Annotated in this window: 12 protein-coding genes and 2 pseudogenes; 9 read left to right on the top strand and 5 right to left on the bottom strand. The window is 60.7% G+C overall.

Going from position 1 to position 14864, the window contains the following annotated elements; translation table 11 throughout:
• Positions 1 to 57 precede the first annotated feature (57 nt).
• From ACP7D9_RS16710 to ACP7D9_RS16695, 4 genes and pseudogenes are all read right to left on the bottom strand, one after another.
• On the bottom strand, positions 58 to 789 hold the full coding sequence (locus ACP7D9_RS16710; RefSeq protein ID WP_425644154.1) for a methyl-accepting chemotaxis protein: 732 nt from the start codon (positions 787 to 789) through the stop codon (positions 58 to 60).
• A 135-nt stretch (positions 790 to 924) separates the two neighbouring features.
• Positions 925 to 1950: pseudogene (locus ACP7D9_RS16705) on the bottom strand (cache domain-containing protein); the annotation flags it as partial.
• 144 nt (positions 1951 to 2094) lie between these two features.
• Positions 2095 to 2397, bottom strand: coding sequence for a cell division protein ZapA (locus ACP7D9_RS16700; RefSeq protein WP_101156537.1), 303 nt, complete (start codon positions 2395 to 2397; stop codon positions 2095 to 2097).
• Positions 2394 to 2624, bottom strand: coding sequence for a hypothetical protein (locus ACP7D9_RS16695; RefSeq protein WP_016772015.1), 231 nt, complete (start codon positions 2622 to 2624; stop codon positions 2394 to 2396). Before ACP7D9_RS16695 ends, ACP7D9_RS16700 begins: the two co-directional genes overlap by 4 nt.
• Positions 2625 to 2901: 277 nt before the next feature.
• Here ACP7D9_RS16695 and ACP7D9_RS16690 point away from each other — a divergent pair.
• The 6 genes and pseudogenes from ACP7D9_RS16690 to trxC all read left to right on the top strand — a co-directional run.
• Positions 2902 to 3624 (top strand): annotated as a pseudogene (locus tag ACP7D9_RS16690) (MCP four helix bundle domain-containing protein); the annotation flags it as partial.
• Positions 3625 to 3654: 30 nt separating this feature from the next.
• Positions 3655 to 4527: a methyl-accepting chemotaxis protein gene (locus ACP7D9_RS16685; RefSeq protein ID WP_370695130.1), complete on the top strand. Its 873-nt coding sequence runs from the start codon at positions 3655 to 3657 to the stop codon at positions 4525 to 4527.
• 152 nt (positions 4528 to 4679) lie between these two features.
• Positions 4680 to 6422 carry a potassium/proton antiporter gene (locus tag ACP7D9_RS16680; RefSeq protein ID WP_024011302.1) on the top strand — a complete coding sequence of 581 codons (1743 nt, stop codon included), beginning with the start codon at positions 4680 to 4682 and terminating at the stop codon, positions 6420 to 6422.
• Between the two features lie 34 nt (positions 6423 to 6456).
• Entirely contained in the window at positions 6457 to 9810 is a 3354-nt protein-coding gene (gene mscK, locus ACP7D9_RS16675) for a mechanosensitive channel MscK (protein WP_426158645.1), read from the top strand.
• Positions 9811 to 9858: 48 nt separating this feature from the next.
• Entirely contained in the window at positions 9859 to 11322 is a 1464-nt protein-coding gene (gene selO, locus ACP7D9_RS16670; protein ID WP_426158643.1) for a protein adenylyltransferase SelO, read from the top strand.
• 81 nt (positions 11323 to 11403) lie between these two features.
• Positions 11404 to 11838: a thioredoxin TrxC gene (trxC, locus tag ACP7D9_RS16665; RefSeq protein WP_426158641.1), complete on the top strand. Its 435-nt coding sequence runs from the start codon at positions 11404 to 11406 to the stop codon at positions 11836 to 11838.
• A gap of 130 nt (positions 11839 to 11968) precedes the next feature.
• Here the strand turns inward: trxC and ACP7D9_RS16660 are convergent, their stop codons facing one another.
• Complete coding sequence (locus ACP7D9_RS16660; protein ID WP_016772022.1) at positions 11969 to 12739, bottom strand: ParA family protein; 771 nt, start codon at positions 12737 to 12739, stop codon at positions 11969 to 11971.
• A gap of 356 nt (positions 12740 to 13095) precedes the next feature.
• Between ACP7D9_RS16660 and ACP7D9_RS16655 the strand changes: the two genes are divergently transcribed.
• Genes ACP7D9_RS16655 through ACP7D9_RS16645 form a run of 3 tightly spaced genes read left to right on the top strand, consistent with a single transcriptional unit; the run spans position 13096 to position 14862 of the window.
• Positions 13096 to 13821: a beta-ketoacyl synthase chain length factor gene (locus ACP7D9_RS16655; RefSeq protein WP_101156552.1), complete on the top strand. Its 726-nt coding sequence runs from the start codon at positions 13096 to 13098 to the stop codon at positions 13819 to 13821.
• Complete coding sequence (locus tag ACP7D9_RS16650; protein ID WP_101156554.1) at positions 13797 to 14609, top strand: lysophospholipid acyltransferase family protein; 813 nt, start codon at positions 13797 to 13799, stop codon at positions 14607 to 14609. Before ACP7D9_RS16655 ends, ACP7D9_RS16650 begins: the two co-directional genes overlap by 25 nt.
• The gene (locus ACP7D9_RS16645) at positions 14587 to 14862 is read left to right on the top strand and encodes a phosphopantetheine-binding protein (RefSeq protein WP_101156557.1); all 276 of its coding nucleotides are present in this window, start codon (positions 14587 to 14589) and stop codon (positions 14860 to 14862) included. Before ACP7D9_RS16650 ends, ACP7D9_RS16645 begins: the two co-directional genes overlap by 23 nt.
• Positions 14863 to 14864 lie beyond the last annotated feature (2 nt).

The raw sequence follows: 14864 nt of genomic DNA, 5'->3' as shown, positions 1-14864 counted from the left end.
GAAAACGCATTCCAATGTAGGAGCTGCCGAAGGCTGCGATCTTTAGATCTTGATCCTTTAGCTCAACTTGAACCCACCCATCTGCCGCGCCAGATCATCCGCCAGCTTCTGCAACATCTGACAATCCTCACGACAGGCACGAACTTCGCCCGCCGTCGCCCGCGCCAGATCGGAAATGCCCTGCACATTGCGATTGATCTCTTCGGTCACCGCCGACTGTTCTTCCGTCGCCGTCGCTACTTGATGATTCATGTCACTGATGCGCTCGACCTGCCCGGTAATCGCCGTCAACGACGCCCCGGTGCGCTGGCTCGATTCAACCCCGGTGCCCGTCGCGGCCTGACCGGTGCGCATCGACGACACGGCATTTTCCGCGCCTTGCTTGAGACTGCCGATCATCAGTTGGATTTCGTCGGTCGATGCCTGGGTTCTGCGTGCCAGGGTGCGCACTTCATCGGCGACCACGGCAAAGCCACGGCCCATATCGCCGGCGCGGGCGGCTTCGATGGCGGCGTTGAGTGCGAGCAGATTGGTCTGCTCGGAAACGCCACGAATCACCGCCAGCACCGAATCGATCGATGCCACTTGCTGCGCCAGCTCAGCCACCGCCCCCGCCGCCACGCCGATTTCATCGGACATGCTTTCGATATGGCGGATCGAGCCACCGACCACTTCCCGCGCCTGCAGCGCTTCATCACGTGCAGTTTGCGAAGCGAGCGCGGCGTTGCCGGCGTTCTGCGCGATTTCCTGCACGGTCAGGCCCATTTCGTGGACAGCCGTGGCGACCATGTCGGTCATTTCCTGCTGCCGACCGGAACGATCGGCGGTGTTGTCCACCACCGTCGCCACTTGCCCCACCGCCATGCGTAAACGCTCGCTGGTGGTCAGCACTTCGCCGATCATCGCGCGCTGGCTGTCGAGGAACCGGTTGAACCCTCGAGCCAGGTCACCCAACTCATCGGCGCGACTGGAATCTAACCGGTGGGTCAAATCTCCCCCACCGCTACCGATGGCCACCAGCGCTCGTGTTACTTGTCGGATCGGTCGCACCAGCCCTTGCGCCAGCCACACCACCAATGCCAGGCAAACCAATGCCACCACCAGGCCGATGCCGCCACTCATCCATATCGCTTGGCGCGCTTCGGCGTAGATCTGCGACTGCGGCACTTCGGCCACCAATGTCCAGCCGAGATCGCGCAACGGCAGACTGAAGGCGAGAAAATCTTCACCCTCGCGCTGAAAGCTGCTGTTGACTGCAGTCTTATGCCCCATCACCGCTTGCGCCGCGTTGGCGCCGATCTGCTCGGTCAAGGTGCGTTTGCCGCTGAACTGCGCTTGCGGATGCACCTGAATCAAACCGTCGGAACGCACGAGATAGACCTTGCCGCGCTCACCGAAGCTGAAATTGTGAATCAACTCGGAAAGCTCTTTCATGCTCAGCCCGAGCCCGGCAACGCCAACCACTTTGCCGGCCTGCTCGACCTTCAGATCGATGAACAGGGCCAGCTCGCCAGTGGCGCCGTCGTTGTCGATATTCAGCGTGCGCGGCTGATTGCTGTCGAGAAAGGAATAGAACCAGGCATCGGCCGGTTTCGAGCGACTGAGGGTGCGATCCAGGCCTTTTTCGGTGATGTAGTGGTTGGATTCGGTGCCGATGATCAGCGCCGTGAAGGCCTTGTGTTCGGCGCGGATACCTTCCAGATACTGCGCAAATAGCGCAGTTTTGCTGCTGTCTTCGCCCGTCGCCAGCCAGTCACGCACCATGGTGTTGCTGGCGATGTCCTTGGCGGCGGTGAGTGGCTGGACGAGGATGCGCTCGATATCGTTGCGCGTCGCTTCGATGCTCGACGGCAGCGCTTGCTCGACCAGATAGTTCTGCGCGAGGCGGTTGACCACCAGGGTATAAATGCCAACCACAATCACGATGCTGATCAGCAGGGCCGTGCCCATGCCGAGAATCAACTGCCACTGAATACTGCGTCGCCACCACTGCATGGAGCACCCCCAGGGAATAAGTGGCCGAAACACTGCAACAGCCGTGCCGATTGTATACAAGCCAACCGACAATCTATTCCCTGGTTGTGCGCAACCGCATCAGCCCTGACTGATGGTCTTGGTGATGGTCTCGACCGTGGCGCTGACTTGCTCTTGATAACGCTCGAGTTCTTCTTCGTGCTGCTTCTTCATTTCAATCTGCTGCGAGCACAGATTCATCGCTGCCAGCACCAGCAAGCGGTCGCCGATCAGCGTCGGGTATTTGCGCTTGGTGTCCTCCAGCGCTGCCTTGAGCATCATCGCCGCGTCCAGCAGGGTCTGTTCTTCCCCGGCCGGTGCCTTGATCGAATAGTCCTCACCAAGAATGGAGATGACTTTTACCCCCGCTGTGCCGTGGTTCATGCGCTGACCGGACCGGCGTTGACGCGATCAACCAGCGCCTGGATGCGAGCGGCGGTGGCGCCGTGTTTTTCTTCCTGCTCCATCAGGTTCAGTTGCAGGTTTTCGTTTTCATCCTTGGCCTGGGCCAGTTCCGTGGACAGGGTCTGGTTGGTCTGCAGCAAGGTCTGGTTCTGTTGCACCAGATCGCTGACGAGCTGTTCCAATTGGCTGAGGGATGCTTCCAACATTTTGATCTTCCAAGCGTTTTTCAAAGGGCGCGTACGATAAAGAAAAGTCACCACGGATGCCAGGGTTAAACCGGCGCAAGGCCTTGATTTACCTGGGTGGCGAAGCTTCTCGCGAGTTTAAAAGACTGTGAATGGTCGATCTGGTTCCTGCACTTCGTCGCACAGAGCTGTCTGCGACAAATACGCACACCACCTCAAGACTTTAGTCGTATGACCGATAAGTCACCCATACAGCAGTCTCAGCCCGCATGGATGCGGCCCTTTTCGGTATCCGCCCATGTCCCTTCGCAATATGAATATCGCCCCACGGGCGTTCACCGGTTTCGCCCTGATTGGCGGCCTGATGTTGATTCTCGGCGTGTTTGCGCTGAACCAGATGAGCAAGATCCGCGCGGCCGGTGAAGACATCGCCACCGCCAGCGTGCCATCGATCAAGGCCCTCGACGAATTCACCCAGTTGACCCTGCGTCTGCGCGTGCTGTCCTATCGCCTGTTGATCAACCGCGAACCCGATGTGCAGCAGAAAACCATCGAACTGTTCGACCTGCGCAACCGCCAGATCGCCGATGCGCAACGCGCTTACGAGCCATTGATCGAAGGCCCGCAGGAACGCGCGGCGTACGATCAGTACGTGCAGTTGCTGGCGCAATACCGTCAGCTTGAAGAGCGCATGAAAACCTTGTCGCGCAACAATCAGATCGATGAATTGCGGCAGATGCTCAACAGCGATTTGCTGAGCAACTCGGAGGCGGTGAACACCGCACTGGCACGCTTGCTGGAGATCAACACCCAGCAGATCGCCGAGACCGATCAGGGCGCCACAGACCAGTACTCGATGTCGTTCAACCTTGTAGTGACACTGCTGGTGATCGCCAGCGGCCTGACCCTGCTGTTCGCCTGGCTGCTGACCGTGAGCATCACCAAGCCGATTTCCAAGGCACTGGAGGCTGCGGAAACCATCGCCGAAGGCAACCTGACCCAGCCGATCCATGTCGATGGCGAAGATGAAGCCGGGCGCCTGCTGGCCGCGATGGCCAAGATGCAATCGAAGCTGCGCGACACTCTGCAGCGCATCTCCGGTTCGGCCACGCAACTGGCCTCCGCCGCTGAAGAACTCAACAGCGTCACCGACGAAAGTGCTCGCGGCCTGACCCAGCAGAACAACGAAATCGAACAGGCCGCCACGGCGGTCAACGAGATGACCAGTGCCGTCGAAGAAGTCGCGCGCAACGCGGTCAGCACCTCGGAAGCCTCGAAAAACGCCACCACTTCGGCGGGCGACGGTCGTGATCTGGTGCAGGAAACCGTCAGCGCCATCGAACGCATGAGCGCTGATGTACAGAGCACCGCGTCCTTGATCGGCGATCTGGCCAATGAATCGCGCGATATCGGCAAGGTGCTCGACGTGATCCGTGGCCTCGCCGACCAGACCAACCTGCTGGCATTGAACGCAGCGATCGAAGCGGCCCGTGCCGGTGAGGCCGGTCGTGGTTTCGCCGTGGTGGCGGACGAAGTGCGTGCCCTGGCCCATCGCACCCAGCAGTCGACCAGCGAAATCGAACGCATGATCGGCAGCATCCAGAGCGGCACCGAACACGCCGTGGATTCGATGCGCAACAGCACCGAACGTGCCGAATCGACGCTGAACATCGCCCGTGGTGCCGGGATGTCGCTGGACACCATCAACAGCGCCATCGTCGAAATCAACGAGCGCAATCTGGTCATCGCCAGCGCGGCGGAAGAGCAGGCGCAGGTGGCGCGCGAGGTTGATCGCAATCTGGTCAACATCCGCGATCTGTCGGTGCAATCGGCGACCGGGGCGAACCAGACCAGCGCGGCGAGCAACGAGCTGTCGCGCCTGGCGCTGGATCTGAACAACATGGTTGGGCGGTTCAGCCTCTAACCTGATCCTTGATCGTTCCCACGCTCCGCGTGGGAACGATCACCGACCGCAAAAGCTTTTTGACAGCATCACATTTCAACAGGTTAGAATCGCTGGCACGCAGACTGCATGGTCAGTTTGTGCCTCGTCTTTACGCTTCTGGAGTACTGCCTTTGAATGCGACGACCATCAACAGCCTGTTCTTGATCGGCGCGTTGCTGGTAGGCGCAAGCATTCTTGTCAGCTCCCTGTCTTCACGTCTCGGCATTCCTATTCTGGTCATCATTCTCGCGGTCGGCATGGCTGCCGGGGTCGATGGTGGCGGGATCATTTTCGATAATTACCCGACGGCCTATCTGGTCGGTAACCTCGCCCTGGCGGTGATTTTGCTCGACGGCGGTTTGCGCACGCGTGTGTCGAGTTTCCGCGTGGCCTTGTGGCCGGCGTTGTCGCTGGCCACGGTCGGCGTGTTGATCACCACCGGGCTGACCGGCATGGCTGCTGCCTGGCTGTTCGACCTCAATCTGATTCAGGGCCTGCTGATCGGCGCCATCGTCGGTTCGACCGACGCCGCTGCGGTGTTCTCGCTGCTCGGCGGTAAAGGCCTGAATGAGCGGGTCAGCGCCAGTCTGGAAATCGAATCCGGCAGCAATGACCCGATGGCGGTGTTTCTCACCGTCACCCTGATCGACATGCTCGCCAGCGGCGAAACCGGTCTGCACTGGAGTCTGCTGACTCACCTGATTCGCGAGTTCGGCATCGGTGGTGTGATCGGTCTGGGCGGCGGCTGGGTGATGCTGCAACTGGTCAACCGCATCAATCTCGCCGCCGGGCTCTATCCGATCCTGATCATCGCCGGCGGTCTGGTGGTGTTCGCGCTGACCAACGCCTTGCATGGCAGCGGCTTCCTCGCCGTGTACCTGTGCGGTCTGGTGATCGGCAACCGCCCGGTGCGCAGCCGCCACGGCATTCTGCACATGCTTGACGGTATGGCGTGGCTGGCGCAGATCGGCATGTTTCTGGTGCTGGGCCTGCTGGTCACGCCTCATGATCTGCTGCCGATCGCCCTGCCCGCTTTGGGTCTGGCGCTGTGGATGATTTTGTTCGCGCGGCCGCTGTCAGTGATGGTCGGCCTGCTGCCGTTCAAGGCCTTCCACGGTCGCGAAAAAGCCTTTATTTCGTGGGTGGGTCTGCGCGGCGCGGTGCCGATCATTCTGGCGGTGTTCCCGCTGATGGCCGGCCTGCCGCAAGCGCAGCTCTACTTCAATCTCGCATTCTTCATCGTTCTGGTGTCGCTGTTGGTGCAGGGCACGAGCCTGCCGTGGGTGGCCAAGTTGCTCAAAGTGACGGTACCGCCCGAGCCAGCGCCGATTTCCCGGGCGGCGCTGGAAGTGCACGTGACCAGCGAGTGGGAGTTGTTCGTTTACAAGCTCGGCGCCGAGAAATGGTGCATCGGCTCGCCGCTGCGTGAATTGAAAATGCCCGAAGGCACGCGCATCGCAGCCCTGTTTCGCGGCCAACAACTGCTCCATCCGTCGGGTAGTACGGTGCTGGAAGTCGATGATTTGCTGTGTGTTATTGGCCACGAACACAACTTGCCGGCCCTCGGCAAACTGTTCAGCCAGGCACCGCAACGCGGCCTCGATCTGCGTTTCTTCGGCGACTTCGTGCTCGAAGGAGACGCCCAGCTTAAAGCGGTTGCAGCGCTGTATGGCTTGCCGGCCGAAGGCATCGATCCGGACATGACCCTGGGCGCGTTCATCGCGCAAAAAGTGGGGGGCGCACCCATCGTCGGCGACCAGGTGGAATGGAACAACACCCACTGGACAGTCGCGGTCATGGACGGGAACAAGATCGGCAAAGTGGGCGTCAGATTCCCCGAAGGAAGTCGCCCGGGCCCCGGACTCTTCCTCTAAACTGCCTCCACTCTCACTTGCTTGACCGGTCTCTATGCCTACCCTGCGCTCCTTTTTCGCCGCGGCCCTGCTGGGCCTCAGTCTCGTTGTCGGCCCGCTGCATGCTGCCGAACCACCGTCCAGCGACGCCGTGCAGGCCAGCCTCGACAAGTTGGCCGACAGCAAATTGCCGGACGCCGACAAGAAGACCTTGCAGACCGTTCTGCAGAACACGCTCAATCAGCTGAACAACCAGCGTGATTACGAGCAAAAGCTGATCGACCTCAAGCGTCAGCTGGCCAACGCGCCCAAGCAGACGATTGAAAACACCCGCGAACTCAGCCGTCTCAAGGCTACCGCGCCGGTGCCAGTGGCACAGCGTTTTCCCAAGGAGTCGATCCAGCAACTGGAGCAGATCCTCACCGATCGCTCGACCCAGCAGAGCGACCTGCAAAAAGCTTTGGCCGAAGCCAACAGCCTGATCATCACCGCGCAGACTCGCCCCGAACGCGCTCAGGCAGAGATTTCCGCCAGCCAGACGCGCATCCAGCAGATCAATACCATTCTCAAGTCCGGCAAGGACACGGGCAAAACGGTCACCGCCGAACAGCGCGACCAGTTGAACGCCGAGCTGGCCGCACTCAATGCGCTGATTCCGCTGCGCCGTCAGGAACTGGCCGGCAACACGCAGCTGCAGGATCTGGGCAACGCCCAGCACGATTTGCTCTCGGAGAAATCCGATCGCCTCGACCGCGAGATCCAGGAACTGCAAACCCTGATCAACCAGAAGCGTCTGGCGCAGTCGCAGGAAACCGTGACCCAGCAATCGATCGAAGCGCAGAAGGCCGGCGGCAGCAGCCTGCTGGCGAGCGAGAGCGCCACCAACCTCAAGCTTTCCGACTATTTGCTCAAGAGCACCGACCGTCTCAACGAAGTCACTCAGCAGAACCTGCAGACCAAACAGCAACTCGACACCCTGACCCAGAGCGATTCGGCGCTGGACGAACAGATCAATGTGCTCAAGGGCAGCCTGCTGCTGTCGAAAATTCTCTACAAGCAGAAGCAGGCTCTGCCGCACCTCAAGGTCGACCGCGACCTCGCCGACCAGATTGCCGATATTCGCCTCTATCAGTTCGATGTCAGTCAGCAACGCGAGCTGCTGAGCAATCCGGCGACCTACGTCGACAACTTGCTGGCCACGCAGCCGCCGGAGCAGGTCACCCCGCAGCTGCGCAAGAGCCTGCTCGATCTGGCCAACACCCGCACCGATTTGCTCGAGCGGCTGAACCGCGAGTTGAGCGCGATGCTCAATGAGTCGATCACCCTGCAGCTCAACCAGAAACAACTGCTGAGCACCGCGCAAAGCCTGCGCGCAACCCTCGACGAACAGATGTTCTGGATCCCCAGCAACAAGCCACTGGATGTGGAATGGATGCGCGGCGTGCCAGAGCGCCTCGAGCGGCAGGTCAACACGTTACCTTGGGCGTCGAGCCTGAGCGAACTGACGGACGGCCTGACCCAGCGCCCGCTGCTGTTCCTGCCTCTGGCGCTGCTGATCGGTGCCCTGTTGTGGCGCCGCAAAGCGCTGTACGGACGCCTCAACAAGGTTCACCAGGACATCGGCCACTTCAAGCGCGACAGCCAATGGCACACGCCGCAGGCCATTCTGATCAATATTTTGCTGGCGATGCCGGTGGCGCTGGGTCTGGCGCTGTGCGGTCTGGCCTTGCAGATCGATGCACGCGGGCAGAACGCCAACATGGGCGCGGCACTGTTGCAGATGGGCCAGGCCTGGCTGGTGTTCTACACCGCGTACCGGATTCTCGCGCCGGGTGGCGTGGCGGAATTGCACTTCCGCTGGGAGAAACCGCAGGTCGAGTTCCTTCAGGGCTGGGTGCGTCGGTTGGGTCTTGTGGTCATGGCACTGGTGGCCGTGGTGGCCGTCGCCGAGCTGCAGCCGGCGGCGCTGGCCGATGACGTGCTCGGCATGCCGGTGGTGCTGACCTGCTACGCCTTGATGGCGTGGCTGCTCAGTCGCCTGCTGATCAGCAGCCCGACACACCAGAATGCCTCGCTGTTTCGTAAAGCCGTCGGGGTGATGTTCACCCTGTTGCCGATCGCCCTGTTTGTCGCGGTGTGCTTCGGCTACTACTACACGGCGCTGAAACTCAGCGATCGCTTGATCAATACCCTGTACCTGCTGATGTTCTGGCTGGTGATCGAGGCCACTTTCGTGCGGGGCCTGAGCGTTGCGGCGCGGCGCCTGGCTTACCAGCGCGCGCTGGCGAAACGGCAAGCGGCAAAAGAGGCCGGTGACGGCGAAGCGGTGATCGAAGAGCCGACGCTGGACATCGAAAAGGTCAACGAACAGTCCCTGCGCCTGATCCGCCTGGCCTTGCTCGGCGGTTTCATCGCGGCGCTGTACTGGGTCTGGTCGGACCTGATCTCGGTGTTTTCGTACCTGGACAACATCACCCTCTACGAATACACCAGCGGCACTGGCGCCAACATGAGCATGGTGCCGATCAGCATCGGCGACATGCTCGGCGCGCTGATCATCATCGGCATCACCTTCGCGCTGGCGCGCAATTTGCCCGGCCTGCTCGAAGTGTTCGTGCTGTCCAAGCTCAATCTGGCTCAGGGCAGTGCTTACGCAACGACAACACTGCTGTCCTATGTGATTGCCGGCGTCGGCTTCGTCACCACCCTGTCGACCCTCGGCGTCAGCTGGGACAAGTTGCAATGGCTGGTGGCGGCGCTGTCGGTGGGCCTCGGTTTCGGTATGCAGGAGATCTTCGCCAACTTCATCTCCGGCATCATGATCCTCTTCGAACGCCCGGTGCGGATCGGCGACACCATCACCATCGGCAACCTCTCGGGCACGGTGAGCAAGATCCGCATCCGCGCCACGACCATCACCGACTTCGACCGCAAGGACATCATTGTCCCGAACAAGACGTTCATTACCGGGCAACTGATCAACTGGTCGCTGACCGACACCATCACCCGCGTCACGCTGAAACTGGGCGTTGATTACGGCTCGGATCTGGACCTGGTCAAGGAACTGTTGCTCAAGGCTGCTCGGGAGAACCCGCGTGTGCTGAAGGAACCGGAGCCGCACGTGTACTTCCTCAATTTCGGCGAAAGCACCCTCGATCACGAGCTGCGCATGCATGTGCGCGATCTCGGCGACCGCAACCCGGTGCTCGATGAGGTCAACCGCTTCATCAACCGCGAGTTCAAGAAGCAGCACATCAACATCTCGTTCCGGCAAATGGAGGTTTATCTGAAGAACCTGCATGGTCAGGAATACAAGATGGTGCCCGTGGAACCCGAGAACAAAACCATCGTGCCGGTCGTCGACGGGCAGAAACCGTTGCCGGAACCGCCACCGAGCAAACTCGACTAACCGACATGGTCCCAGCAGAATGCTCGGACATTCTGCTGGAGCCGGCCCGTGAAAGCCCTCGACGAACTGACTTTCGACAACCGCTTCGCCCGCCTGGGCGACGCGTTCTCCGTTCACGTACTGCCCGAGCCGATCGATAATCCAGGGCTGGTAGTGGCCAGCCCGGCCGCACTGGCCCTGCTCGACCTGGACCCGGCGACTGCCGAAACTCAAGAGTTTGTCGAACTGTTCGGCGGCCACACGCTGTGGGCCGATGCGGAGCCACGGGCGATGGTGTACTCCGGCCACCAGTTCGGCGGCTATACGCCGCAACTGGGCGACGGTCGTGGTTTGCTGCTCGGCGAGGTCTACAACAACGTCGGCGAACATTGGGACCTGCACCTCAAGGGCGCCGGGCAGACGCCGTTTTCGCGCATGGGCGATGGTCGTGCGGTGTTGCGCTCTTCGATCCGCGAATTTCTAGCTTCCGAAGCCCTCTATGCGCTGAACATTCCTTCCTCACGCGCAGCCTGCGTGATCGGCTCCGACACACCAGTCTGGCGGGAAAAACAGGAGCGCGCGGCGATGGTGCTGCGCCTGGCGCCGAGTCATATCCGCTTCGGCCACTTCGAATATTTCTATTACACCAAGCGCCCCGAACAGCAAAAGCAGCTCGGCGAGCATGTCCTGGCGATGCATTTCCCCGAATGCCTGGAACAACCGGAACCGTATCTGGCGATGTTCCGCGAGGTCGTCGAACGCAACGCCGAACTGATCGCCAAATGGCAGGCCTACGGCTTCTGTCACGGCGTGATGAACACCGACAACATGTCGATCCTCGGCATCACCTTCGACTTCGGCCCGTTCGCCTTCCTCGACGATTTCGACGCCAACTTCATCTGCAACCACTCCGATGATCAGGGCCGTTACTCGTTCAGCAATCAGGTGCCGGTCGGCCAGTGGAACCTCAGCGCCCTCGCCCAGGCACTGACCCCGTTCATCAGCGTCGAAGCCCTGCGCGAAACCCTCGGCTTGTACCTGCCGCTGTTCCAGGCGCATTACCTCGACCTGATGCGCCGCCGTTTCGGCTTCACTACTGCCGAAGACGACGACCAGCAATTGCTGGAAAACCTGCTGCAACTGATGCAGAACAGCGGCGTCGACTACACACTGTTCTTCCGCCGCCTCGGTGAAGAGTCAGCCGAACAGGCCGTGGCTCGCTTGCGTGATGACTTTGTCGATATCAAGGGTTTCGATGCCTGGGGCGAACGCTACGTCGCCCGCGTCGCTCGCGATGGCGATACCGATCAAGAGCAGCGCCGCGCGCGGATGCACGCGGTCAATCCGCTGTACATCCTGCGCAACTATCTGGCGCAAAAAGCCATTGATGCGGCAGAGCAAGGCGATTATTCCGAGGTGCGCCGGCTGCACTCGGTGCTGAGCAAACCGTTCGAAGAGCAGCCGGGAATGGAAGGTTATGCCGAGCGGCCGCCAGAGTGGGGCAAGCATCTGGAGATCAGTTGTTCGTCGTGAGCCCCCAGCGCGCGAACTTGATAAACAGCTCGTGCGGCTCCAGATAGGTCGCACGAACCGCTGAATTTCAATGAGCCGAATATGACCACCCCACTCCTCATCCCCTGCCCCACCTGCAACGGCCTCAACCGCATCCCCGCCGAGCGCCTGGCTGACCAGCCCAAATGCGGGCGCTGCAAGTCTGCGGTGCTGTTGAGCAAACCGTTCGAACTCAAGCAAGGCGATTACACCAGTCAGATCAAGGGCGATCTGCCGTTACTGGTGGATGTCTGGGCGCACTGGTGCGGGCCGTGCAAGTCGTTTGCGCCGGTGTTCGAACAGGCTGCAGCGCAATTGGCGGGCAAGTGTCGGCTGGCCAAGCTCGACAGCGAAGCGAACCAGCAGCTGTCGGCGCAGTTGGGGATTCGCTCGATTCCGAGTCTGATTCTGTTTAAAAACGGCAGGGAAGTGGCGCGCCAGAGTGGTGCATTTCCATTGCCGCAATTGATGGCGTGGCTGCGTAGCCAAGGGATCTGACCCAACACAGAAACCTGTGGGAGCGGGCTTGCCAGCGAAAGCGGTTTTTCATCCTACATTGATGTCGACTGACCTTGCGCCTTCGCGAGCAAGCCCGCTCCCACAGGGGATTAGCGTGTGATTCGGCAGATCAGTGGTCTTCCAGCAGATTGTGCAGTTCAACGAACTGCTGGGTCAGCTTGTGCCGTGGGTCGAGGTGGATCAGCGGCATGCTGGCCTGGTGCGACTCGCGCATGCGCACCGAACTGCTCAGATACACCGGCAACACCGGCAAGCCTTCGGCGATCAACTCATCGAGAATCTGCTGTGGCAGGCTGGCGCGGGCCTGGAACTGATTGACCACAATGCCTTCAACTTCCAACCCTTCGTTGTGGTCATCCTTCAACTCTTCGATCTCGGCGATCAGACCGTACAGGGCCTGACGGGAAAAGCTGTCGCAGTCGAAAGGAATCAACACCCGATCCGCCGCAATCAGCGCCGATACCGCATAGAAGTTCAGTGCTGGCGGGGTATCCAGATAAATCCGGTCGTAGTCTTCCGACAATTCGTCCAGCAACTTGCGCAGCTTGTTGATCTTGTGTTTTGCCTCAAGCTTGGGCTGCAGGTCAGCCAGCTCGGCAGTGGCGGTAATGATGTGCAGGTTGTCGAACGGGGTCTCGTAGATGTCCGCCTGATTCTTCTTCGAGAACGGCCCGGAGGACAGCGTCTGTTTGAAGAAATCGGCGATGCCCATCGGAATGTCGTCGCCGGTGAGCCCGGTCAGGTATTGAGTGGAATTGGCCTGGGCATCGAGATCGACCAGCAAGGTGCGATAGCCCTCGCTGGCACTGACCGCCGCCAGATTGCAGGCGATGCTGGACTTGCCCACGCCACCTTTCTGATTGAACACCACGCGCCGCATGACCAAACCTCCGTGTATCAAAGAATGACCGAGTGTAGTTGCCGGTGGCCACGCTTCGCTACCTTCACCGACATGGACTACATCGTCAGGTGTAAATATCGGCGCACAGGCAGGGAAAAAGCCGCCAGTCATCACAGACTCACCTGACAGACAGGCCGCGTGGAATCTGGATAATGGCCAAGTGACAGCCACACGGCGAACCGCTCGGTACATTTTGTTGGGCAAAATGTAACCAACATTTGCTACACACCCGTCGCACCGGGATAATGCGCGCCACCCGGCGCCCTGCGCCAAGCCAAGCCTGCTGCGGCGCTGGTGACTCAACGCGTCAACGAAAGCCCGCAGGGGCGGGATGAATGTCCGTGATCAACTTCAACATCGCCCAATGGCGCGCGTGGGCTCCGGGGCTCGACAGCGTGGACGCCTGGCAGGCCTGGAGCCGACAGCCGGTCGTGCTCCAGAGCAGTGATGCCGCGCCCGATGTGTCGTTTCTGCCAGCCATGCAGCGCCGCCGCCTCAGTCGCCTCGCACGCATGGCCTTCAGCGTGGGCTGGCCATTGGCCGACGGACGCGACAAGCTGCCGCTGGTGTTCGTCTCACGGCACGGCGAAACCCCACGCACATTTGAAATCCTCCGCGATCTGGCCACCGAACAGCCCTTGTCGCCGACCCAGTTCAGCCTTTCGGTGCATAACGCGATCATCGGCCTGTGGTCGATCATGCGCGGCGAAACCAGCGAAATGACTGCCCTCGCCGCCGCTGGCGACGGCCTTGAACACGGCATGCTCGAAGCAGCGGCACTGCTCGATGAAGGCGCCCCGGCGGTGCTGCTGGTGATCACTGAAGAACAACCGCCCGAGGCCTATTCGCAATGGGTCGACGATGTGCCGTTCCCTTATGCGCTGGGTTTATTGCTCACGCCGGGTACCGACTGGCGGCTGACCCTGAACAGCAGCACCGAAACCCGGTCAAAGGCGCACTGGCCGCACGCGCTCAACCTGCTGCGAACCCTGCTCGGCCAGCAACCTGATTGCCAACATGCGTGGAAAAATCGTGTATGGACCTGGCATCGCAACCCGTGACCGCCAAACACCGCGACGCCTACTACTGGCGCCTGCTGGCCACTGCTGCGAGCTTCGCTTTGTTCGGGCTCGGCGGGCTGTGTCTGCGTCTTCTGGTATTTCCGTTACTTGGCTGCCTGCGCGGTGACGTATTTGAACATCGCCTTCGCGCGCGGCGTACGGTCAGTCGGTTGTTCTGGTTTTTCGTGCGGTTCATGGCCCGCACCGGCGTGCTCACTTACGACATCGAGGGCGCCGAACGCCTCGGCCGGCCGGGGCAGATGATCATCGCCAACCACCCGTCGCTGATCGATGTGGTGTTTCTCATCGGTCTGGTGCGCCACGCCAACTGCGTGGTGAAGAAAACCCTTTGGGAAAACCCGTTCACCCGTGGCCCGCTGCGCCGCACTGAATACATCAGCAACGACGGCAGCATGGACATGCTCGACGCCGCGGCGCAGGCATTGCAGGACGGCCAGACGCTGATCATCTTCCCCGAAGGCACCCGCACCCGGCCGGGACAGGCGCCGGCCTTTCATCGGGGGGCGGCGGCGATTGCCCTGCGTGGTGCGAAAATCGTTACCCCGGTGGTCATCAAGGTCAGCCCGACCACCCTGACCAAAGCCGAGCCGTGGTATCGCATCCCTCATCGCCGCGTGCACTTCAGTTTTCGCGTCGGGGCCGATATAGACCCACAGACCTTCGCCGCGCAAGGCCCCGCCCCACAGGCCTCACGCAAGCTCAACGATTATTTGCATGACTATTTCATTAAGGAGCTCGCCGCAGATGAGCGAACTGAACACCGCTAGCCTGATGCGTGACATCAAACTGCTGATCATCGACGCCTTGGGCCTGGAAGACATCAGCCCCGAGGACATCGGCGACGAGCAGACCCTGTTCGGCGAAGGCCTCGGCCTGGATTCCGTGGACGCACTGGAACTGGGCCTGGCAATCCAGAAAAAATATGGCATCAAGATCGACGCCGATGCCAAAGATACCCGCAACCATTTCACCAACGTGGCCAGCCTTGCGGCATTCGTCACGGCAAAACAGGCAGCTTGAGA

The sequence above is a fragment of the Pseudomonas sp. TSRC2-2 genome (assembly GCF_049897785.1).
GTDB lineage: Bacteria > Pseudomonadota > Gammaproteobacteria > Pseudomonadales > Pseudomonadaceae > Aquipseudomonas.
The sequence above is the reverse complement of the archived record's forward strand: the minus strand, read 5'-3'. Positions and strand labels throughout refer to the sequence as shown.

What these genes read in the sequence shown, in the direction of transcription:
- ACP7D9_RS16655 (WP_101156552.1), top strand. Translation starts at nt 13,096, where the DNA reads ATGTCCGTGATCAACTTCAACATCGCCCAATGGCGCGCGTGGGCTCCG.
- ACP7D9_RS16695 (WP_016772015.1), bottom strand. Translation starts at nt 2,624, where the DNA reads ATGTTGGAAGCATCCCTCAGCCAATTGGAACAGCTCGTCAGCGATCTG.
- ACP7D9_RS16645 (WP_101156557.1), top strand. Translation starts at nt 14,587, where the DNA reads ATGAGCGAACTGAACACCGCTAGCCTGATGCGTGACATCAAACTGCTG.
- ACP7D9_RS16660 (WP_016772022.1), bottom strand. Translation starts at nt 12,739, where the DNA reads ATGCGGCGCGTGGTGTTCAATCAGAAAGGTGGCGTGGGCAAGTCCAGC.
- ACP7D9_RS16685 (WP_370695130.1), top strand. Translation starts at nt 3,655, where the DNA reads ATGGCCAAGATGCAATCGAAGCTGCGCGACACTCTGCAGCGCATCTCC.
- ACP7D9_RS16650 (WP_101156554.1), top strand. Translation starts at nt 13,797, where the DNA reads ATGGACCTGGCATCGCAACCCGTGACCGCCAAACACCGCGACGCCTAC.
- trxC (WP_426158641.1), top strand. Translation starts at nt 11,404, where the DNA reads ATGACCACCCCACTCCTCATCCCCTGCCCCACCTGCAACGGCCTCAAC.
- ACP7D9_RS16710 (WP_425644154.1), bottom strand. Translation starts at nt 789, where the DNA reads ATGGTCGCCACGGCTGTCCACGAAATGGGCCTGACCGTGCAGGAAATC.
- ACP7D9_RS16700 (WP_101156537.1), bottom strand. Translation starts at nt 2,397, where the DNA reads ATGAACCACGGCACAGCGGGGGTAAAAGTCATCTCCATTCTTGGTGAG.
- mscK (WP_426158645.1), top strand. Translation starts at nt 6,457, where the DNA reads ATGCCTACCCTGCGCTCCTTTTTCGCCGCGGCCCTGCTGGGCCTCAGT.